At 60.5% G+C, this 21,070-nt stretch carries 24 protein-coding genes; 4 read left to right on the top strand and 20 right to left on the bottom strand.

Annotated features, from left to right (window positions below; all coding sequences use genetic code 11):
* From HP459_RS04230 to HP459_RS04140, 19 genes are all read right to left on the bottom strand, one after another.
* Positions 1-1,230, bottom strand: a complete 1,230-nt coding sequence (locus HP459_RS04230) for a beta-ketoacyl-ACP synthase (protein ID WP_045622198.1) — start codon at positions 1,228-1,230, stop codon at positions 1-3.
* The gene (locus tag HP459_RS04225) at positions 1,227-1,958 is read right to left on the bottom strand and encodes a 3-ketoacyl-ACP reductase FabG2 (protein WP_032626847.1); all 732 of its coding nucleotides are present in this window, start codon (positions 1,956-1,958) and stop codon (positions 1,227-1,229) included. Before HP459_RS04225 ends, HP459_RS04230 begins: the two co-directional genes overlap by 4 nt.
* The gene (locus tag HP459_RS04220) at positions 1,952-2,425 is read right to left on the bottom strand and encodes a dehydratase (protein WP_022649690.1); all 474 of its coding nucleotides are present in this window, start codon (positions 2,423-2,425) and stop codon (positions 1,952-1,954) included. Before HP459_RS04220 ends, HP459_RS04225 begins: the two co-directional genes overlap by 7 nt.
* A complete protein-coding gene (locus HP459_RS04215; RefSeq protein ID WP_063201343.1) occupies positions 2,425-3,591 on the bottom strand; it encodes a beta-ketoacyl-[acyl-carrier-protein] synthase family protein in 1,167 nt (388 codons plus the stop codon). The genes HP459_RS04220 and HP459_RS04215 overlap by 1 nt, the downstream gene beginning before the upstream one ends.
* Before the next feature lies 1 nt (position 3,592).
* Positions 3,593-4,171 (bottom strand): DUF3261 domain-containing protein, encoded by a 579-nt coding sequence (locus tag HP459_RS04210; protein ID WP_022651978.1) that lies wholly within the window; start codon positions 4,169-4,171, stop codon positions 3,593-3,595.
* Positions 4,168-6,489 (bottom strand): MMPL family transporter, encoded by a 2,322-nt coding sequence (locus HP459_RS04205; protein ID WP_171935960.1) that lies wholly within the window; start codon positions 6,487-6,489, stop codon positions 4,168-4,170. Before HP459_RS04205 ends, HP459_RS04210 begins: the two co-directional genes overlap by 4 nt.
* Entirely contained in the window at positions 6,458-7,063 is a 606-nt protein-coding gene (locus tag HP459_RS04200) for an outer membrane lipoprotein carrier protein LolA (protein ID WP_108367959.1), read from the bottom strand. Before HP459_RS04200 ends, HP459_RS04205 begins: the two co-directional genes overlap by 32 nt.
* The gene (locus tag HP459_RS04195) at positions 7,060-7,482 is read right to left on the bottom strand and encodes a thioesterase family protein (protein WP_006812302.1); all 423 of its coding nucleotides are present in this window, start codon (positions 7,480-7,482) and stop codon (positions 7,060-7,062) included. The genes HP459_RS04200 and HP459_RS04195 overlap by 4 nt, the downstream gene beginning before the upstream one ends.
* A 3-nt stretch (positions 7,483-7,485) precedes the next feature.
* Entirely contained in the window at positions 7,486-9,177 is a 1,692-nt protein-coding gene (locus tag HP459_RS04190) for a glycosyltransferase (protein ID WP_171935959.1), read from the bottom strand.
* Complete coding sequence (locus HP459_RS04185) at positions 9,168-9,518, bottom strand: (3R)-hydroxymyristoyl-ACP dehydratase (protein ID WP_022649683.1); 351 nt, start codon at positions 9,516-9,518, stop codon at positions 9,168-9,170. Before HP459_RS04185 ends, HP459_RS04190 begins: the two co-directional genes overlap by 10 nt.
* On the bottom strand, positions 9,505-10,851 hold the full coding sequence (locus HP459_RS04180) for an AMP-binding protein (RefSeq protein ID WP_108367957.1): 1,347 nt from the start codon (positions 10,849-10,851) through the stop codon (positions 9,505-9,507). The genes HP459_RS04185 and HP459_RS04180 overlap by 14 nt, the downstream gene beginning before the upstream one ends.
* Positions 10,844-11,443 (bottom strand): hypothetical protein, encoded by a 600-nt coding sequence (locus HP459_RS04175; protein WP_063853837.1) that lies wholly within the window; start codon positions 11,441-11,443, stop codon positions 10,844-10,846. The genes HP459_RS04180 and HP459_RS04175 overlap by 8 nt, the downstream gene beginning before the upstream one ends.
* Complete coding sequence (locus HP459_RS04170; protein ID WP_003861262.1) at positions 11,415-11,666, bottom strand: acyl carrier protein; 252 nt, start codon at positions 11,664-11,666, stop codon at positions 11,415-11,417. The genes HP459_RS04175 and HP459_RS04170 overlap by 29 nt, the downstream gene beginning before the upstream one ends.
* 11 nt (positions 11,667-11,677) lie before the next feature.
* Positions 11,678-11,935, bottom strand: coding sequence for a phosphopantetheine-binding protein (locus HP459_RS04165; protein WP_003861263.1), 258 nt, complete (start codon positions 11,933-11,935; stop codon positions 11,678-11,680).
* Positions 11,916-12,731 (bottom strand): 1-acyl-sn-glycerol-3-phosphate acyltransferase, encoded by an 816-nt coding sequence (locus tag HP459_RS04160; protein WP_058677289.1) that lies wholly within the window; start codon positions 12,729-12,731, stop codon positions 11,916-11,918. Before HP459_RS04160 ends, HP459_RS04165 begins: the two co-directional genes overlap by 20 nt.
* Positions 12,728-13,450, bottom strand: a complete 723-nt coding sequence (locus HP459_RS04155) for a beta-ketoacyl synthase chain length factor (RefSeq protein ID WP_023307137.1) — start codon at positions 13,448-13,450, stop codon at positions 12,728-12,730. The genes HP459_RS04160 and HP459_RS04155 overlap by 4 nt, the downstream gene beginning before the upstream one ends.
* A gap of 125 nt (positions 13,451-13,575) precedes the next feature.
* Entirely contained in the window at positions 13,576-14,625 is a 1,050-nt protein-coding gene (locus HP459_RS04150; protein ID WP_003861270.1) for an AI-2E family transporter, read from the bottom strand.
* A 135-nt stretch (positions 14,626-14,760) separates the two neighbouring features.
* On the bottom strand, positions 14,761-15,318 hold the full coding sequence (locus HP459_RS04145) for a DcrB family lipoprotein (protein WP_022649677.1): 558 nt from the start codon (positions 15,316-15,318) through the stop codon (positions 14,761-14,763).
* Positions 15,319-15,390: 72 nt separating this feature from the next.
* The gene (locus tag HP459_RS04140; protein ID WP_022649676.1) at positions 15,391-16,056 is read right to left on the bottom strand and encodes a 7-cyano-7-deazaguanine/7-aminomethyl-7-deazaguanine transporter; all 666 of its coding nucleotides are present in this window, start codon (positions 16,054-16,056) and stop codon (positions 15,391-15,393) included.
* A 169-nt stretch (positions 16,057-16,225) separates the two neighbouring features.
* Between HP459_RS04140 and tusA the strand changes: the two genes are divergently transcribed.
* The 4 genes from tusA (at position 16,226) to HP459_RS04120 (ending at position 19,493) form a co-directional block, all read left to right on the top strand.
* Positions 16,226-16,468 (top strand): sulfurtransferase TusA, encoded by a 243-nt coding sequence (gene tusA, locus HP459_RS04135; RefSeq protein WP_000130627.1) that lies wholly within the window; start codon positions 16,226-16,228, stop codon positions 16,466-16,468.
* Positions 16,469-16,702: 234 nt separating this feature from the next.
* Positions 16,703-17,674, top strand: coding sequence for a TRAP transporter substrate-binding protein (locus HP459_RS04130; RefSeq protein ID WP_022649675.1), 972 nt, complete (start codon positions 16,703-16,705; stop codon positions 17,672-17,674).
* A gap of 12 nt (positions 17,675-17,686) precedes the next feature.
* The gene (locus HP459_RS04125; RefSeq protein WP_023298808.1) at positions 17,687-18,196 is read left to right on the top strand and encodes a TRAP transporter small permease; all 510 of its coding nucleotides are present in this window, start codon (positions 17,687-17,689) and stop codon (positions 18,194-18,196) included.
* A gap of 10 nt (positions 18,197-18,206) precedes the next feature.
* Positions 18,207-19,493: a TRAP transporter large permease gene (locus tag HP459_RS04120; protein ID WP_022649674.1), complete on the top strand. Its 1,287-nt coding sequence runs from the start codon at positions 18,207-18,209 to the stop codon at positions 19,491-19,493.
* An 89-nt stretch (positions 19,494-19,582) separates the two neighbouring features.
* Here the strand turns inward: HP459_RS04120 and HP459_RS04115 are convergent.
* On the bottom strand, positions 19,583-21,070 hold a 1,488-nt coding region (locus HP459_RS04115), incomplete at its 5' end, for a heavy metal translocating P-type ATPase (RefSeq protein ID WP_171935958.1).

Genomic DNA, 21,070 nt, shown 5'->3' with positions numbered 1-21,070 from the left:
TTACGCCCAGCGTTTAATGATTATCGAGGTATTAATGCCGCCAAAGGCAAAGTTATTGCTCTGAATAAATTCGCAATCAATCGGGCGGGTTTCCCCCATAATATAATCTAAAGCGCCGCATTGCTCATCCGGTTGTCTTAAATTGAGCGTCGGCGTGAACCAGCCCTCCCGCATCATATGCAGACTCAGCAAGGCTTCCAGCGCGCCGCAGGCACCCAGGGTATGGCCGAAATAGCTCTTTAAGGATGAGATGGGCACGCTGTCGCCGAAAATAGCGGCGGTCGCCTGACTCTCGGCGATATCCCCGCGATCGGTTGCCGTGCCGTGGGCAGAAATGTAGCCAATGTCCTGAGGGCTAAGGCCCGCCATCGCCAGCGACTGCTCCATACACACCTGCATGGTTTCACGCTGGGGCTGGGTGATGTGCGCCGCATCGCAGTTGGTGGCAAAGCCCACGATCTCACCATAGATTGTCGCCCCGCGTGCTCTGGCGTGATCCAGCGCTTCCAGCACCAGCGTGCCCGCCCCTTCGCCAATCACCAGGCCATCGCGCTGAACGTCAAACGGCGACGGCGTGGTTTTAGGCGCGTCGTTACGCTGGCTGGTGGCAAACAGGGTATCGAAAACCGCCGCTTCCGACGGGCACAGCTCTTCCGCGCCGCCTGCCACCATCACGGTCTGGTAGCCGTGACGAATCGCTTCCCAGGCGTAGCCAATCGCCTGGCTGCCAGAGGTACAGGCGCTTGAGGTGGGGATCACCCGTCCGCGCAGGCCAAAGAACAGTCCGGTATTCACCGCCGTGGTGTGCGGCATCATCTGCACGTAGGTGGTGCCGGTGATGTTGTGGGTGTGCTTTTCGGTGAGCATGGAGGCAAACTCGCTGACCGGCCCGGTGCTGCCCGTCGACGAGCCGTAGGCGATGCCGGTCTGACCGTTGGTCAGCACCGCGTTGTCGATCAGTCCCGCCTGCTCCAGCGCCAGCTCGGTGGCGCGGGTTGAGAGCAGCGACACGCGGCCCATAGCGCGAATGCGCTTACGGGTATAGTGAGCGGGCAGAGTGAAATCTTCAATCGGCGCGGCGAGCAGGGTTTGCAGGCCGTCATACGCCTGCCACTCCGTCATGGTACGTACCGCATTTTCATACTCGCGCAGACGCCGCGAGATGGTCGGCCAGTCCTCGCCGAATGCGGTGATGCCGCCCATGCCCGTAATCACTACCCGGCGGGTCATAGCATGCCTCCGTTGATCGATATCACCTGTCGCGTCACATAGCCTGCTTTATCCGACATCAGGTAGCTCGCCAGCCCGGCCACTTCCTCGGCCTGGCCCATACGCTGCATCGGGATCATCGACATCGCCGCGTTCAGCGCGGCTTCATCCATCTCGATCATACCGGTATCAATCAGCCCCGGCGCGATGCAGTTGACGGTGATTTTGCGTTTTGCCAGCTCGGTGGCGAGCGCTTTGGTGGCGCCGATGATCCCGGCTTTCGCCGCGCTGTAGTTCACCTGCCCACGGTTGCCCATAATGCCTGACACCGACGACAGGGTGATGATCCGCCCGCCCTTGCGGGTGCCGATCATCGGCATAATGCAGGGATGAATGACGTTATAAAAACTGTCGAGATTGGTGTGGATCACGCTGTCCCAGTCATCGTCGCTGAGCGCCGGAAATGCGCCGTCGCGGGTAATACCGGCGTTACTGACCACGCCATACCACGCGCCGTGGTCAGCGATCGCCTGTTCCAGCACCGTACGGCACTGCTCGCGGTTGCCCACGTCAAAGGTGAGTAAACGGCCCGCGCCGCCTGCCTGGACAATCGCCTCCAGCGTCTCCTGCGCGCCCGCTTCATCACGATGGTAATGCACGCCGACGGTGAAACCGTCCGCCGCAAGCTGAAGGGCGATAGCGCGGCCAATGCCTTTGCTGGCGCCGGTGACCAGTACGGATCTCATGATGGTGTTCCCTGGTTAAAAAGTGTGGTTAATTCTTCCTCGCTCGGCTGGAAGGTGTTTACGCGGCCCGTGGCGAGGGAAATATTATCCGCATGAATGGTGCACTCGAAGCTGCCAAAGCGCTCATCCTGCATCAGACGTTCGATGGTGATGATCAGCGTGCTGCCTGCGGCAAAATGCCCTGCGTCGCACACCAGCTCGCGCGCGCCCAGCACCATACCCAGCGCACAGTGCGGCAGCCCTTTTTGCATCCGGTGCCATTCAGACCAGACGCCCACGGTCTGAGCCATCAGCTCCAGCGCAAACCAGCCGGGCAGGTTGCCGCCTGCGTCCAGAAACGGCGCCAGAACGCCCCGTTCGTTCACCGTCACGTTGCAAATGGCGCGGTCATCGGTGACGCTTTCCACGCTCTCAAGCAGCAGCATCGGCGTGTCGTGAGGAAGATAATCCCCGGGTGGTAAGTAGCGCATCATACTCTCCCCAGCAGAAGGCTGGCGTTGTTGCCGCCAAACGCGAAGGAGTTTGACAGGATCACCGCTTTTTTCAGCGGTGCGCTCTGGTGCAGTAGGCCGAAGGCAGGCAGGGTGTCGTCCGGCGCGTAGCGGGAAAAATCCTGCGGCGGCAGCGGCAGGTCTCGGGTCAGGATCAGCCAGCTCAGGGCGGCCTCGGTGATCCCGGCGGCACCCAGCGTGTGGCCGGTAAGATGTTTCGTGGAGCTGCACGGCACGCGGTCGCCAAAGAGATCGTGGATCACCTGCGCCTCAATGCGATCGTTCAGCGGCGTGGCGGTGCCGTGCAGGTTGATATAACCGACGTCCGCCGCCGTCATGCCCGCCTCGTTCAGCGCCTGGGTGATGGCGCGGATCGCCCCTTCGCCCTGCGGATGTGGGGCGGAAATATGGTACGCATCGCTGGATTCCCCCGCGCCCAGGAGCGCAATCTCGCCCGGCTCGCGGGTCAGTACCATCAATGCTGCCGCTTCGCCAATGGTGATCCCCCGACGGTTGCGGCCAAACGGTTCGCACAGGGTGGGGGAGAAGGATTCCAGGCTGTTGAAGCCGTTGACCGGCATGCGGCTCAGGCTGTCGGCCCCGCCGACGATGGCGACGTCCACCAGACCGGCGTCGATCAGGCGACGGCCGCTGATGATCGCCCGTGCGCTGGAGGAGCAGGCGGTCGAGATGGTATACGCCGGGCCGTCCAGCGCAAGCCAGCTGGCGAGAAAGCGCGACGGATCGCCCAGCTCCTGCTGCGGATATTGCCACTGCGGGCTGCGCTCGCCGTTCTGCGCGCGGCGCACGTACTCATCACCCTCGTCCAGTCCGGAGGTGCTGGTGCCCAGCACCACCGCCACGCGGTCGCGCCCCACGCGCGCAATGGCCGCATCGACGGCGGGCCGGATTTGCGCCAGCGCCGCCAGCAGCAGCTGGTTGTTGCGACTTCGATGCGCAGAAAAAGACCCGGGAACAGGGGGAAGATCACCCTCCACCCCGCCCAGCACGGCCTCGGGTAAGCCCTGTAGCCAGCCCGCACGCTGGCGCATCCCGGGGGCCACGCCAGCGTTCAGGTTTGCCGCTATTTCATCAGCCGAGTTGCCGAGCGCGTTGACCATGCCAACGGCAGAAAGGTAAATCATCTCAGTCACCCAGATATTGAATGGTGATGTGGTAGTGAAAAGCGTGCTGCACAATGCTAATCGGTTCGCGCCTGCCGTTACGGTTCAGGTAGGCAATTTCCGTGACCAGCTTGCCATCGGGGTTGCGCAGTTCGCGTCTGGTGTCAGTATCGTTCAGCGTCCAGCCTTTCGGCAACTGCGGCTGCCAGGCGCTGAGGGGCCAGTGGCTGAGCATCACGTCGGCCAGCACCTGGCTGGCTGGCGGCAACTGCGGCATCACAACCGACTGCTCGGTGTGGATCCCGGTGTCGTCGTAGGTGGCGAGGAACAGGCGGATCCCGACGGAGGAGAGGCCGGCAAGCGTCACTTTATTTCCATCGGCGTTCAGCATCACCAGCAGCGACTGGGTCTGGCCTTTAAAACTGCCGGTAAGCAACTGCTGCGCGCGGATGGCAGGCGTGATGCCCGGCGGTGGCAGCGTGACGCGGGTGCCGGGCTGGAGCCAGGCCTGAGGGCGCGCGTCATCGCGGTTCGTCGTATGGCTACACCCCGCCAGCAACAGGGCCATCATCACTGCCGCCAGGCGAATGAAACGGGTCATGGTAAGTTCTCTTTGTTAGTCGGCATCGCCAGCGGGGCGAGCAGGAACGCGGTGAAGATACCGCTCACCAGCACAATGCCAAAGCTGCTGATGGCCTGAGTGGTGCTGAACACCAGCATTCCCAGCGTCAGCAGGGTGGTCATCATGGCGAGGGTAATCGCCAGCATGGAGGTCAGCGGCGTGCCGCGCGGGTTGCTGAAAAACAGCGTGTAGTTGATGCCAATGCCGAGGACCAGCACCAGCGCCAGCAGGGAAAACAGGTTCACCGAATGGCCCGTCACGGCCAGCGCCGCCAGCCCGCCGCCCAGCGACAGCACGGACGGCACCAGCGCCACCAGCCCTTTTCGCCAGCCGAGGCGCACCACCGCGCCGCAGGCAATCACCGCCAGCGCCACGCCCAGCAGCCCCGTCAGCAGCGCGCGGTAGAGTGCAAACAGGCTGTCGAAGCTGGCCTTACGGTCAACCCAGACGACTCCGGGATGGCGGGCGGCCAGCTCACCGAGCGCAGCGCTGTTTCTGACGCCATCGACCGGGACCAGCACACCGCTTTTGCCGTTCGGCAGCGTCAGCCACAGCAAACGCCAGCCCTCGCTGGCCGGGCTAGCGAGCCACGCCTCCACGCTGACAGGCATGGCGTTCAGATTCGGGGCGACGGCATTCAGCCCCGTGCTTTGCAGCATTTTCGTCACCGTCGGCGCGGCGTTACGCAGAAGTTGCAGATCGCTGTTCTGCCGCGCCAGCGAGTTCAGCGGCAGGGTGCGCCAGCGGGTTAATTCTCCGGCTTTTTGCGCCTGCGCCAGCGCCGGGGTAAACGCCTCCAGCCGCTCCAGCGTTTCCTGAGCCGACGCGCCATACACTACGAACCACTTCTGATCGACTTTTTGCCCGGTCAGGGCGGTGATGGTTTTTTCCTGCGCCAGAATGTCCTGCGGCAGCGCCTGAAGCCGGGCGATATCGTCATCCACCCGCAGGCTGGCGATCCCGATGGCGGAGAGCAGCGCCAGTGCTACCGGCAGCCCGACGGAGAGGGCTTTGCTGTCGCGCCAGGCGTTCAGCCAGCGCTGCATCATCCCTCTCAGGGGGATCGGGCGGACCGGCATGCCCCGGCACAGCCACGGGTGCCAGAACATTACCGTCAGGCACGAGGCACTCAGCCCTGCGGCGGCGAACACCGCCATCTGACGAATGCCGGGGAAGGGGGCCAGCATCATGAAGAGATACGCCACGACGGTAGTCAGCAGCGCCAGCAGCAGCGCGTTACGTACTTTCGCCAGGCTTTGCCAGGGCGAGTGTTCCGCGCCGTGCACCATCCGCTCCGTGAGGTAGTAAATCGTATAGTCCGCCGAGATGCCGATGATGCTCATGCTCATCACCAGCGTCATCAGGTGCAGTTCACCGAACAGCAGCAGCGTCACGACCGTCCCCGCCAGCGCGCCGATGGCAATGGAGAGCAGGCTCAGCAGCAGCGGACGCACGGAGCGAAACACCGACACAATCAGCAGGATCACCCCGAGTACCGTGGCGACGCCGAGCGTGGAAATATCTTTTTTAGCCTGCTGGCTGGCGTAATCGCTGTAGAACACCGTCCCGCGCGACAGCAGCTGCGCCTGTGGATACTGGCTTGTCAGCGTCTGCTGCATCGCGTTGAGGGTGGTCACCAGCTGGTGGGTTTGCTGTATATCAAACGAAGAGCCTGCCAGCTCGCCGTGCAGCAGATACCAATAGTTCCCGGCCGCATCTTTTGTCACCAGCCAGCCGTCCATCAGCTGCATCTTCTGGCTGTTCTTCGCCAGCGCGAGCTGCGCGCCGCGCATCAGCATCAGCGGATCGTTTTGCAGCTCCTTGCCGCTCACGCCGGAAAAGGCGGAGTAAAGCTGGGACAGGATCCACTGAGCCTGCGCTTCACCGCCGTTTTGCAGGCGGGCGCGGGTGGCCGGATCGACCAGGCCATTGCGGTGCTGCCAGAAGAAATCTCCCCAGGCCTGTTGCCCGGCGGCATCCAGCGGACCTTTTACGACACTCAGCGCCTGGCTGCGTTGCAGCAGGGTTAACCACTGCTGCGCCACGCGCGGGTCCGGCTGTTTACCAGGGCTGACCAGCCAGATGAGCTGGCGGTCGAGGCGCTGCATAAATCCGTCGTTGAGGGCGGGAGGGATCGCGCCGAGCGTCTGTTTCGGCAGCATGGCGAGCACGCTGCTGTTCAGCCGCGCGCCAGGCAGCAGCGACAGCAGCACGCCCAGCAGGATCAGGCATACCGCGGCCCACAGCAGCGCCGGGCGCAGGGCGTTACGGTGCGGCAAAGCGCTGGCGTTCTGCATCGGTCAGGCGGGCGGGCGTCAGTTGGTGGCGGGAGAGGGCGATATCCGTCGTGTCGCCTTGCTTATCGTTCAGGCGAATGGATTCCAGATAGATCGCGCCCTTCAAATCAAGGGTGGAGAAAATCTTGTCCAGCGGCGTGGTAACGGGCGTCAGCACCAGCGACCAGCGGCCTTCGCCCAGGTCTTTGAAATCGATGCGGAAGTTCTCTTCCAGCACCTTGCGGTCGGCCTGGAACAGCGCCCGCAGCAGATGGTTGAACTGGAACATCTGCGGGTTAGTGTCGGCGGTAATGGTCTGCGGCGGCTGACCGTTGACGATTTGCACCATCCGTTTGTCATCCAGCAGCAGCGTCATCGGGAACGGCGCTTTTTGATCCCACAGCAGGCCATTGTCACGGGCGATCAGCATCTCCCCCTGCGAGCGCAGGGGCTGAGGCATGTCCTTGATCGTGCGGATCTGTTCGAAGTGTGCGCGCACCACCGGTTGCTCTGCAAACCGCTGTTGCAGTTCATCCAGCGTGACCGCGTTCACCAGCGGGCTTACCAGCAGCGCGAGTAGCGTTATCCACTTCATGGCGCGATCCCCATGCGTTCGAACAGAATGGCCGGGCTGACAAAGCACATCTCCCGGCTTGCTTCCTCCACGGCCACCTGAATGGTGTAGCCGGTGGTGGTGCGTTTCCCGGTTTGCGCGTCGAAGATTTGATAGGCGATGCGCAGACGGTTTTCAACCTCTTCAATATGGGCGCGGACGCGAATGCGCTGCTCGAAGGTCACCGCGTCGCGGTATTTCACCCGGGTATCCACCACCGGCCAGACGTAGCCGGACGCTTTCATCTGGCGATAGCCGTAATCAAACTGGTTGAGCAGCGCTTCGCGGGCAATCTCAAAATAGCGGAAATAGTTGCCGTGCCACACCACGCCCATCATATCGACGTCGTGGAACGGAACGGTGATTTCAACTTCAGCCGTAAAGCGGGGATCGGTCAGCACCCTTTACTCCTTCTCGTTGACCTCTGGCAGCTGCCAGAAATCGAAAAAATTAAACCAGTCGAGAGGCGACAAGAGCGCGTAATGCTCCAGCCGCTGCGCATAGCGATCGACGGTCTGCTGTAGCGCCTGCTGGCGTTCACCGCGCGGCAGCAGCAGCGGGTCGGCAAACGGCTCGCAGTGCAGGGTCAGCTTTCCCTGCTGGCAGAGGGCAAAAATCAGCACCACCGGGCAGCGCAATAGGGACGCCAGGATAAACGGTCCCTGCGGGAACGGCGCGGGCTGGCCCATAAATTCGCTCCATATCACCCGCCAGCTGCCGCCGCGCTGCGGGGTGACGGCGATGCGATCGCCCACGATCGCCACCCACTCGCCGCGATCCAGCTTCTCTTTAATGAGGATGGCGGTCTCCGGGCCAATGTCGGTGACCGGCATCAGGTGAATGCCCGCCTGCGGCGCCATCTCCTCCATCACCTGTTTAAAACGCTGAGCATTGTCGCTAAAGACCAGCGCGTTGATGGTTTTCGCCCCTTCGCGCTGGGCCAGCGCCCGGCAGGCTTCCACATCGCCAAGATGCGACGCGAGCAGCAGTTTGCCCTGAGGATCGTCAAGACCCAGCGCCTCCTGCGCGCCTGGCGCAAAGACCAGATCGCGATGAAGCTTCATTTCGCCGCGCCAGCTGGCCACTTTGTTCAGCATGGCATGACCGAAGCGCAGGAAGTGGGAAAAACTGTTAAGCCGTGCGGGTTGCGGCATTTGCCGCTGTGCCATCACCGTTCTAACCCGCGTCAGCCACTGCTGCGACGCCTGACGCGCAGCGCGGGCGGTCAGCCAGTAGACGGCCGTAACCGGCCACAGCAGGATGGTAAACGCCTTTCGCCCCAGCAACTGCCAGACGCGCAGCATCAGGCGCATGCCCCATAATCCTTTCACCTCTTGCTGCTGCGCCCAGTGCTGCGAGCGGCGACGCATCACCAGGGAAGGAATGCGCGGCAGCATGCCGAGAAACAGACGGGTATGCATCAACGAGATGCGCACGTTGTCTTTCAGGGCATCGAAATGGGATACCCCGTCCGGCGGATAGGTCACGCGGGTGGGCAGAAAATAGCTGGTGTTGCCCTGCCAGTAGAGGCGCACCATCACTTCAGTATCAAAATCCATCCGCCTGCCGAGCGGCGTGCCCGCCGCCAGACGCATTACCGGCGCTATCGGGTAAACGCGAAACCCGCACATGCTGTCTTTTAGTTGCAGGGAGAGGGTTTCAATCCAGACCCAGACGTGTGTAATCCAGCGCCCGTACAGGCGCGAACGGGGGATCGAGTCATCATAAACGGGCTGACCGGAAATGAGCGCATCGGGATGGCGTTCGGCCAGCGCCAGCAGTTTGGGGATGTCTTCAATAGCGTGCTGGCCGTCAGCGTCCACCTGAACGGCGTGGGTGAAGCCGCGATCGGCACAGGCTTTCAGCCCCTGCATCACCGCCGCGCCTTTGCCGCTGTTTTCGGCGAGGCGCAGCAGCGTGACCTGCGGACGATCCGCCGCCAGCGCTTCAAGCGTGCGGCGCGTGGTTTCATCGCTGCCGTCGTCCACCACCAGACAGGGCAGATCGAAAGGCGCCAGGCGCGCCAGCACCGAAGCCATCATCGCCCCGTGGTTGTAGCACGGGATCAGGACGCAGGGACGGAAGGTTACTGACATAAGCGAATCTTCCCGCTGCTGGCGGTGTGACGCTCGTTACCCGCATGGCGCTGGTAGCTAAAGGTCAGCATCTGGCGTTCGGGCTGCCAGGCAAGGAGCAGCGTGACCGTGTTCTCCGGTAACAGCGGGGCGGCGAACTTTACGTTCTGAATACTGTGAAAACGGTAGCCCGGCGCCAGCGCGGCAGCGTAATGCATCACCCGGTCGAGCTGGGCCACGCCCGGCAGCAGCGGCTGTACGGCGAAATGTCCCTTAAACCAGAGCAGGTCAGGATCAAGATAAAGGGTTATCTCCAGATACCCGGGGCCAGGCTCGCGGCGTTCGATTTCAGGGATTTTCATGAAACAACTCCTGTAGCTGCGCAGTTACGCGCTTGTTCATGCTGTTGACCGGAATTTCATCAACGATCCGCCAGTAGCGCGGCACGGCAACCGGTTCAAGCCAGGGGCGAAGGGCGCGACGCCAGGCGAGCTCCTGCGCTTTTTTGCTCTGTTCGTGTTGCTGACGCACCGCTTTATTCAGCACCAGCAATACGCCAATACCCTGACGCCCGCCGCGCGTCACCGTCAGCGCGGCGGCTTCGCGGATGCCGTCCAGCGCCAGCAGGCGGCGCTCAATGTCATCGAGCGAAATGCGCTTATCTTCAATTTTGACCACCCGACCGCGGCGCCCGACGAGGCTGAACTGCCCGTCAGCCGTGAAGTGCAGGATATCATCCAGCAGGACCCCCTCCGCCTCGGGGATCAGCGGCGACGTCACGCGATCGCCGTGAAACGTCACGCCGGGGAAAGGCTGCCAGCGGATGCTTTCCTCCTGACGGTAGCGCCAGGCCATAACCCCCGTTTCTGTGCTGCCGTATATTTCATCCGGCCAGACGTTGAGCCAGGCCTGAACCGCGGCGACCTCCTGCCAGGGCAGCGCGCCGCCAGCGGAGAAGAGCAGGTTGACGGGGGGCGGCGTCAGTGACGCGTCCAGCCGCTTGAGAAACGCCGGACTGCTGATGAAAAGATAGCGTTTATCGTCGGGAAGGGCAGAGAGCTGCTCGGCATAGTTGAGCAGGCTGGCGTGCAGCGGCAGGCCGAGCGCCATGGGTAAGACGACACGAAACGTCAGGCCATACAGGTGGTGCAGCACCACGGAAGCGACGACGTGACAGCCTGCCAGACGATCGCCAAAATGTTCCGCCAGCAGACGAGCCTCACGATCCAGGCTGACCACCGGCTTACTCACCCGCTGCGGCGTGCCGGTCGAGCCGGAGGTGTAAAGCTCGATCGTGCGCATCTCATCGATGGCAGGCAGCGGTGAAAAGGGATGGCCTGCCCGCTGAGCGGAAGCCACCCGCAGCTGTCGCCCCTGAAAATCGAGCGTGGTGTCGCTCAGGACGCCGCTGAACAGCGCCCGCTGTTCGTTAAGCTGCGCCGCCCGGTTGTGCCCAGGGAGGACCGGCGTTTTACCCGCATGCAGCGTCGCCAGCAGCGCGACAATAAACAGATAGCCGTTTTCGATGCACAGCGCCCAGCGCTCGCCTTCTTCATCACGCAGCGTGTCGACCAACTGAGTGACGTCGTGGCGCAGATCGCCAAGCGTCCAGAGATGGTTGTCCTGCCAGGCGACAGGGGTGTCGTCAGGGCGGGGCGCACTGAGCCACTGGCTAAGCGGGAGAGGGTTAAGCATCGTTTTTCATCACCCGTTGTCGCACCAGCCACTCGCCGGCCATCAGCGTGCCCATCAGGATATAGGCAATCATCCCGTTCCACAGCGTCCACAGACGGATATCGGCGTGTAATACGGTAAACAGCGCGATCGCCCCGTTAATAATAAAAAAGCCGCACCAGACCTGGGTAACCCGGCGCGTGTAACGTACCCCGACAGGGGAGAGATCAGGTTCACGCAGGCGCGCCAGCCGTTCAACGACAGGCATTGCCGTCCACAGCGAACCACCAAACACCACCAGCATCACCAGATTCACCACCACCGGATAAAACAGCACCCACTGGTGCGCGTGCAGGACGTAGCTCGCCGCGCAAAGCGCTATGCCAGCCAGCGCCACGCTCACGAAAAGATAACGCAGGGGACCGCCCTGCCGACGGGCCTGGCAGACGCGTAACAGCAGCACCAGCGCCATCACGGGCAGTATCCCGTGCAGGCTATTATTCGCCAGCCCGAAGCCGATCAAAAACGGCCATGCCAGCAGCATCAGCCCCGTCAGGGCGGGAAGAACTGGAATCGAACGCACGTTACGCGTCGCGCTGAAGCTGTTCCACAACGTCCACGACGTCCTGCACCGTGCGCACCGCTTTGAAGGTTTCGGGCTTGATTTTATGGCCCGTTTTCTTTTGCAGGTGCACTACCATATCGACGGCATCAATGCTGTCGAGATCCAGATCCTCGTAAAGCCGTGCCTCAGGGGTAATATCCTCCGGGGCGATTTCAAACAGCGTAATAAGAAGCGCAGAGACTTCCTGATAAATCGTTTGTTGTTCTGTCATAGCGGTCATTCTCAGGCGCGTTGTTGATGAATAAAAGCCGCGAGCGTGGCAACGGAATAGAAGTGCTGACGCATCTCGTCACTTTCGGCAGAAAGCACTACGCCGTACTGATTTTTTACCGCCAGCCCCAGCTCAAGGGCGTCGATTGAGTCCAGACCGAGGCCGTCGCCAAAGAGCGCGGCGTCTGTATCAATATCCTCTGGGGTAAGTTCTTCCAGATTCAGCGTAGAGATAATGAGATTCTTAATTTCAAGATAGAGCGCTTGCATCTTTCGTTCCTGACAAAGATTGAAGACCGGTTGTTAACTGATGCTGCATATGCCGGTTTAACTGCCTTGCCGCCAGCGCGGGTTCGTGCTGACTCGCATCATAAAAATCATGAATGTTGATGCGTTCGCGAACATCCACGGTGAAAACAGGTTTGTTGGGGGGCACGTTATACCAGTTGCTCTGTTTATCCAGCATCCGTTCGCTACAGTGGATCACCACCACGCGCACGGCGCTGTTGCAGCGAACGGCGATATTCGCCGCCCCACGCTGCAGGGTAATGGCTTCCCCCACCCGGGTGCGGGTGCCTTCGGGGAAGATAAGCAGGGTGTCGCCCTGGGCCAGACGCTGCTGGCTTGCGGCAAGCAGCGTGTCGGCTTCGCTGTTAATCAGATAGTCCGCCGCGCGGATCACGCCGCTGACGAACGGGTTACGCAGCAACGCGCTTTTCACCAGACAGTCGGTTTCGTTCATCACCGACGCCAGCAGAACGTAGTCCAGCAGCGAGGGATGGTTCGCAATCACCAGACAGCCCCGCTCGGCGCGCAAAACGTCCAGGTTGTTGAAACGGTAATCCAGTACCCCTACACCGCGTACCACCGCGAGGAACAGGCGGAAACTGGCAGAAATAGTGCGGCGTGCCAGGCGGCGACGTTGGGTGCGGTCACGCTGGAAAATCAGCAGCAGGTTAAACCACACCAGCGACAGCGTCAGCCCGCCGAGGCCGAACAGGGCGAAGCACAATCCGGTCATCAGCATGCGCCATACCCGATCGAGGCGGGAACGTAACCCTCTCATTGGCGCGTCCATTGCCACAGCAGGCGCTCGCCCGGCAGGGTAAACTGGCGCTCGTCCCGCAGGTAATGGCGCAGGAACTGCAGGCTTTGCGGCAGCGCGGGCTCTTCAGGCCTGCGGTTGGCGTGCGTTTCACAGCTGAGCGTATTTCCGGCCTCAATTACCAGCGCCAGCGCGTAGGGCCAGACGGGCATCTGCGGCGGCAGCCCGGCGTGATAAAACTCCGGCAGCAGACCGTCGAAATCTACCAGCAACACGCGTGAGTAGCCCGCATGTAGCAGACTCAGCACCTCGCATAAGCTCTGCTGGAAGGTATCCATACCGGCGGAAACCGACGAAGAGACAACAGGCTGACGCGCGGCGATAGTGAGATTGCCGACCGCCGAGTTGTGTACCGACATGGCAAAATCGGTGGGGGAAACGGGCTGATCTGCCGCCAGGGCCTGGAGAATACGAAAATTGCGTTCCAGCTCCCCGTGACGGCTGCTGTAGACGACGGCGTCGATGCGGTGTTTGCGCAGCATCATCAGGCCAAGATCGACGGCCAGCTTGCTGCCTGAATTCAGGCGGCGGGCGGTCATCATCGGCAGATCGGTCAGTTTCGCCAGCGGTGCATCAGGATCGATGGCGTCAGACCGGCGTGACCATGCCTGCCATTCGTCGGCATCGCTGAGTCCTGGCGCTCTTGCCTGCCAGTCGATAAGGGTAAGTGTAAATTTCATCTACGCGCGTCCGCGATAAACCTGTTTCTGTGACTTTTTCTTCGCCAGCGCGATTTGCTGCGCACATCGTACAATGTTGTCGTCGCGCTGGCGAATAAACGTCACTTTTAACCCTTTCCACCCGGTTATCCCGGCAAACGGCTTTTTGGCCGACCCGGACCCAGCAGAATGGCGAGTTTACTGCCTCCTTTCGTGGTTTCCATCCAGATTTTACAGACGCTGGTGAGCGGCACGGAGAGCAGCATGCCCACCGGTCCCAGCAGCCATCCCCAGATCAGTAACGATAAAAACACCACCATCGTCGACATGCCCAGACGGTGACCCATCATGCGCGGTTCGAGAATATTGCCCAGCACCATATGCACGACGAGGAACAGCGCTCCTACCAGCATGCACTCATAAAAACCGTTAAACAGGAACGCCTGGATCATCGGCGGAACGGCAGAAAGCACCGCGCCGATATTGGGCACGTAGTTCAGTAAAAACGCCAGCACGCCCCACATCAGCGCGAACTGCACGTCCAGCAGCACCAGCCCCAGCCAGACGATCACGCCGGTCCACAGGCTTAACAGCGTTTTCAGCGCCAGATATTTGGACACACCCTTCAGCGCGCGATGCAAGCCGGCAATGTGGATCTGCGGATTGTTCAGGGCAAAACGCAGCTTATACGGCACGTGGCGCACTTCGAACAGCATAAACACCACCGTCATCACCAGCAGCAGAATGCTGGCCATTGCCCCGGAAAGCCCGGTCATCAACGTGGTGGCGTAGGTCATCACCTTCTCGGAATCCATCCGGCGCAGCATCCGTTCCGGTGAGATATGCAGATTAACGAACGGCAACATGCGCTGGAGATCGACCAGCTTGCGCGTCAGCTCTTTATTGTACTGCGGCAGCATGGTGGAAAATTCGCTCAGCGAGGCGGCGAGCACGCCGAACAGCGCCGTCAGGACAACCAGCATCACCATCACCACAATGGTAATCGCGACCGGGCGGCTGATGCCCCGGCGTAAAAACCACGTCACCAGCGGGTTGAGGACGATGGCGAAAAACAGCGCCAGCAGAAGCTGAACAATGATATCCGCCGCCGCATGGATACCCGCAAGGATAACCACCAGGCAGGCGAGTTTTAATAAAATATGAAGTCCGGCTTTGTCGGGCGGGCTGGCAGTCATAAGAATTCCTTTTTCCGGGGGGCTTGCTAATTGTAGTGCGCCGGATTCGCTTCGTCTGGAGCGTTAGTCTTAAAGTCATGGAAAAAAAATGGCCCCCGGCGCAAGCGACGGAGGCCACGTCATCCTGGTGAACGATTACTGGATCACGAGGGTGTTAATGATGTTTTCAGCGGTTGCCTGCGCTTTTTGCTGATTATCTGCAGGCAGAGTGATCTGCATGGTCAGCAGTTTATTATCTACCTTGCCGAGAACCACGGAGGAGTAAGCGGTCTGGCCTTTGGCGGAGATGATGCTGTCCAGCTGTTGCAGCGTGTGGCCTTTCAGCTCGATAGACTTATTGGTCACCACCTGAAGCTGCGGGTCGCGGCTGCGCTGCTGATCTTCCAGACGTTTGGACAGCACACCCAGATCTTCGCTGGTATCGTCACCGACAATCACAATGACTGCTTTTTGCCCGGTGGCATCGGAGTAGACGTGCATGTTGTTCGCCTGGGTGCCCAGCTTACCGCTCTGATCGGTCATGTCCGCGGGCAGAGAGAAACTGAGTTTGCCATCCATCAGGCTCACCGGCTGACCGGTGGCGTTGCTTTCTGCTGACGCGCCCTGAGCAGGCGTTTTGGTGTCGCTGTTATCACAGGCTGCAAGGCCAACAACCAGCAGGCCAATCCCGACATATTTAACCAGATTGCGCATTGACTTCTTCCTTTCGATAAACGGCCATAGCGGCTCATTCGTTCATCTTATCACAACTGATAAAGCGAACCCTTAACCTGCCTGCAATGCGGAGATTTCAGATTTATCTGCCAGTCTTTTCAGCAGCATATTCAACAGCACGCCGTACATCGGCAGGAAGAAGACCAGGCTGATAAGCACCTTAAAGGCGTAGTCCACCAGAGCGATTTCCATCCAGTGTTCTGCCATGAAGGCGTCCGGGCTGCGCCAGAAGGCAATGAAGAAGAAGGCCAGCGTATCGCTCACGTTACCGAACAGCGTGGAAGCCGTTGGTGCCATCCACCAGCGATGGTTCTGACGCAGGCGGTTAAACACGTGGACATCAAGGATCTGCCCCAGGGCATAGGCCATAAAGCTGGCGGCGGCAATACGCGCGACGAACAGGTTGAAATGCGTCAGGGCTTCGAAGCCCTGCCAGCTTCCCATGTAAAACAGCGAGGAGATGGCGTAGGAGACAAACAGTGCCGGGATCATCACCGCAAAAATAATCCGCCGCGCCAGCGGTGCGCCAAAAATACGCACGGTTAAATCCGTCGCAAGGAAAATAAACGGGAAACTGAACGCGCCCCAGGTGGTATGGAAACCAAAAATGGAGATGGGGAGCTGTACCAGATAGTTACTGGAGATGATCACCAGCAGATGAAATAGCGAAAGCCAGAACAACGCCTTGACGCGTTGCGATTGTGTAAAGGAGTTCATATTGTACCTTTTTGATTAATATTTGGGGTGAGGGAACCCAATAAAGCCGCCGCATGATACTGCTTTAACGACACTTTGCAATGGCTAATTTTCACGCAATCGTTAACCTGGTTTGCATTGGCGATAGCGGGGCGTAAACTACAGCCGTTTTTACCTGAACGAGAAGAACATGACCGACCTGTTTTCCAGCCCAGACCACACGCTTGATGCTCAGGGCCTCCGTTGCCCGGAGCCGGTAATGATGGTGCGTAAGACCGTCCGTAACATGCAGAGCGGCGAAACGCTGCTGATCGTCGCCGATGACCCGGCCACTACCCGCGATATTCCCGGTTTTTGTACCTTTATGGAACATGAACTGGTAGCGCAGCAAACCGAGACCTTGCCGTACCGGTATTTGATTCGTAAGGGGTAAGTGCGGCCTGACGCCCGGCGGCGCTTCGCTTGCACGGGCCTACGGGTGTAGTAGGTCGGGTAAGGCGCAGCCGCCACCCGACAAGTACTCATCACAATTTCGAACCATCGTTTCAAAATTTCGCGCTTTTTGTGAGGCGCTTCACCCTCCTTTTTCCAGCCGTAGTCTAATTTTTAAACGTCAAAAACTAAAACATCGTTTTAACGCTTATTTCACTACCCTGGAGTTGACTCAATGAAAACGACCCTCAAGCCGTTACTGGCTGCTCTGTGCCTGTCTGCTTTTGCCTGCACCGTTTCTGCCCAGACCATCAAAGCCGCCGATGTGCATCCTGAAGGCTACCCGAACGTGGTGGCGGTTCAGCAGATGGGTGAAAAACTCAAACAACAAACCGATGGCAAGCTGGAGATTAAGGTCTTCCCCGGCGGCGTGCTGGGGGATGAAAAGCAGATGATTGAGCAGGCGCAGATGGGGGCGATAGACATGATCCGCGTCTCTATGGCGCCGGTTGCCGCCATCCTGCCGGATATCGAAGTGTTTACGCTGCCCTACGTATTCCGCGATGAAGACCACATGCACAAGGTGATCGACGGGGATATCGGCAAGCAGATTGGCGACAAGCTGACCGCCAACCCGAAATCGCGCCTGGTCTTCCTCGGCTGGATGGATTCCGGCACCCGCAACCTGATCACCAAAGAGCCAATCGTTAAACCGGAAGACCTGAAAGGGAAGAAGATCCGCGTCCAGGGTAGCCCGGTGGCGCTGGCCACGCTGAAAGCGATGGGGGCGAACTCGGTGGCGATGGGCGTCAGCGAGGTTTACAGCGGCATGCAGACCGGGGTGATCGATGGCGCGGAGAACAACCCGCCAACCTTTATCGCCCACAATTACATGCCGATCGCCAAAAACTACACGCTGAGCGGCCACTTTATCACTCCGGAAATGCTGCTCTACTCCAAAGTGAAATGGGACAAACTGAGCGCTGACGAACAGCAAAAGATCCTGACGCTGGCCCGCGAAGCGCAGTTCGAGCAGCGCAAGCTGTGGAATGCGTATAACGACCAGGCGCTGGCAAAAATGAAGGCTGGCGGCGTGAAGTTCCACGATATCGACAAAACGGTGTTCATCAAAGCCACTGAGCCGGTGCGCGCGCAGTATGGCGACAAGCATCAGGATCTGATGAAAGCCATCGCTGACGTTCAGTAATCCGGAGTACGTATGTCCGAACTCTACCTGAAGTGGATGGATCGTCTGTACCTGCTCGCCATGGCGGTGGCGGGTCTCTCGCTGCTGGTGATGACGATTGTCATCCCCATCGGCATCTTCTCACGCTACGTGCTCAATCGCGGCGAATCCTGGCCGGAACCGATCGCCATTATCTGCATGGTGACGTTTACCTTCATCGGCGCGGCGGTGAGCTACCGCGCCGGGTCGCATATTGCGGTCAACATGCTTACCGACCGCCTGCCCGCGTCGCTGCAAAGGCTGTGCGCGCGGGTAGTGGATCTGCTGATGCTGCTGATTTCTGGCCTGATGTGCTGGTACAGCTACTGGCTGTGCGTTGAGCTGTGGGAGCAGCCGGTGGCGGAGTTTCCGCTCCTGACCTCCGGCGAAAGCTATCTGCCTCTGCCTGTCGGGTCGGCCATTTTGATCCTGTTTGTGCTTGAACGCCTGCTGTTTGGCTCGCAGGAAAACCGTCCGGTCGTGCTGATCGGCAATCACAGTTAAGGGGTGAACAATGGATGCTTTTGTTTTGTTATTCACCCTCGCCATTTTGCTGGCGCTGGGGATGCCGGTGGCCTTCGCCGTCGGCTTAAGCGCCGTGGCGGGCGCGCTGTGGATTGACCTGCCGCTGGAGGCGCTGATGATCCAGATCACCAGCGGGGTGAATAAATTTACCCTTCTGGCAATCCCGTTCTTCATTCTTGCCGGGGCGATCATGGCGGAAGGGGGCATTGCCCGACGGCTGGTGAATTTCGCCTACGTGTTCGTCGGCTTTATCCGCGGTGGGCTGTCGCTGGTGAACATTGTCGCCTCGACGTTCTTCGGCGCGATTTCCGGCTCGTCGGTGGCGGATACGGCGTCTATCGGCAGCGTGATGATCCCGGAGATGGAGAAGAAGGGTTATCCGCGCGAATACGCGGCGGCGGTGACGGCCAGCGGGTCGGTGCAGGCGATTCTGATCCCGCCCAGCCACAACTCGGTGATTTACTCCCTGGCGGCGGGGGGAACGGTCTCCATCGCCACACTGTTTATCGCGGGCGTGCTGCCGGGCCTGCTGCTGGGCGTGAGCCTGATGGTGCTCTGCCTGTGCTTCGCCCGCAAGCGCGGCTACCCGAAGGGGGACAAAATCCCGTTCAGGCAGGCGCTGAAAATTATGCTCGATGCCCTGTGGGGGCTGATGACGGTGGTGATTATCCTCGGCGGGATCTTGTCCGGGATTTTTACCGCCACCGAATCTGCCGCCGTGGCCTGCCTGTGGGCGTTCTTCGTCACCATGTTTATCTACCGCGACTACAAGTGGAGCGAACTGCCGAAGCTGATGTGCCGCACGGTGAAAACCGTCACCATCGTGATGATTTTAATCGGCTTTGCCGCGGCGTTTGGGGCGGTGATGACCTACATGCAACTGCCGATGCGCATCACCGAATTCTTCACATCGCTCTCCGATAACAAGTACGTGATCCTCATGTACCTCAACATCATGCTGCTGCTGATTGGCACGCTGATGGACATGGCGCCGATCATCCTGATCCTCACGCCGGTGCTGCTGCCGGTGACCAATGCACTGGGTATCGACCCGGTGCATTTTGGGATGATCATGATGGTTAACCTGGGGATTGGGCTGATCACGCCGCCGGTCGGGTCGGTGCTGTTCGTGGCGAGCGCGGTGAGTAAGCAGAAGATCGAACACGTGGTGCGGGCGATGCTGCCGTTTTACGGTATGTTGCTGGTCGTGCTGGGGATGGTGACGTACATTCCGGCGATTTCATTGTGGTTGCCGGGGCTGTTAGGGATGCAGTGACGCGTGCGGCCTGATGCCCTCACCCCGGCCCTCTCCCGCGGGGAGAGGGGGCAAACACGAGAAACGGCAACCCGGTTGCCGTTTCACTTTTACCTTTGACGCAACAACCGCAACGCGTTCGCCGTAACCAGCACCGTCGCCCCCGTATCCGCCAGTACCGCCAGCCACAGTCCGGTCATGCCGAGCAGCGTGGTGACCAGGAAAACCCCCTTCAGACCCAGCGCAATGGCGATGTTCTGCCGAATATTGGCGCGCGTCGCCCGCGCAAGTTCTATCATCTGCGCCAGCCCGGTCAGGCGGTTGTGCGTCAGCGCCGCATCGGCGGTCTCCAGTGCCACGTCGGTGCCGCTGCCCATCGCAATGCCGATGGTGGAAGCTTTCATTGCCGGGGCATCGTTTATTCCGTCCCCGACCATCGCCAGCGGGGCGTTGCTGTTCAGCCCGGTTACCGCGCTGACTTTATCCGCAGGCAACAATCCGGCCTTAAACTCCAGCCCCAGCTCGCCTGCAATCGCCGCCGCCGCGCGCGGATTATCGCCGGTCAGGATCACGCCCTGTACTCCCAGCCTGTGCAGTGCGTCGACGGCCTCTTTCGCATCGTCACGCAGGGTGTCGCGCAGCGCCAGCATGCCCATCGGCACACCGTCCTGCATCACGGTAATGACCGTCTGCCCGGCCTGCTCCAGCGCCTCAACCTGTGGAGTAGAGCGCGCGTCCGCCGCGGCGATCAGCACTTTTTTGCCTTCGACCACAGCTTCAATCCCTGACCCGACCAGCGCTCGCTGGGCCGTTGCCGGAGGGATGTTCAGCCCGCGGCCCTTCGCTTCACGCACAATCGCCTGCGCCAGAGGGTGGGTGGAACCCTGCTCCACGGCAGCGGCCAGCGTCAGCAGGGCGTCTTCACTGATGTCCTGCGGATACACGCCGGTCACCTGCGGCCTGCCGACGGTCAGCGTGCCGGTTTTATCGAAGGCGATGTGCTGGACCTGACTCAGTTGCTCCAGCGCCGCGCCGCCCTTAATCAGCGCCCCGCGACGTGCCGCCGCCGCCAGCCCGGAGGTAATCGCCGCCGGGGTGGAGATCACCAGCGCACACGGACAGCCGATCAGCAGCAGCGTCAGCCCTTTGTAAATCCAGCCCTCCCACGGCGCGCCGAAGAACAGCGGCGGGACGACGGTGACCAGCAGCGCCACCAGCATGATGGCGGGGGTGTAAATCCGGCTGAAGCGATCGATAAAGCGTTCTACCGGCGCGCGGCGCTCCTCGGCCTCTTCAATCAGCCTGAGGATGCGGTCGATGGCGCTGTCGCCCGGTTCGGAAATGACCGTCAACTGCACCAGTCGGTCGACGCTGGTGGCGCCCGCAGGCACCTTTTCACCCGCCGCGCGCGCAACCGGGATGGATTCCCCGGTCAGGGCACTTTCGTCAAAACTTGCGGTGGCGGTAACGAGGGCCCCATCGGCTGGCAGACGTCCGCCTGCGGGCACTTCAATCACGTCACCCGGTCGCAGGGTGTTGATGGCGACCGTTTCACGCTGACCATCAATAACCCGCGTGGCGGTTTCCGGCTTTAGCGC

The organism is Enterobacter sp. CM29 (genome assembly GCF_013179605.1).
In the GTDB taxonomy this organism is placed as follows: domain Bacteria; phylum Pseudomonadota; class Gammaproteobacteria; order Enterobacterales; family Enterobacteriaceae; genus Enterobacter; species Enterobacter intestinihominis.
The sequence above is the reverse complement of the archived record's forward strand: the minus strand, read 5'-3'. Positions and strand labels throughout refer to the sequence as shown.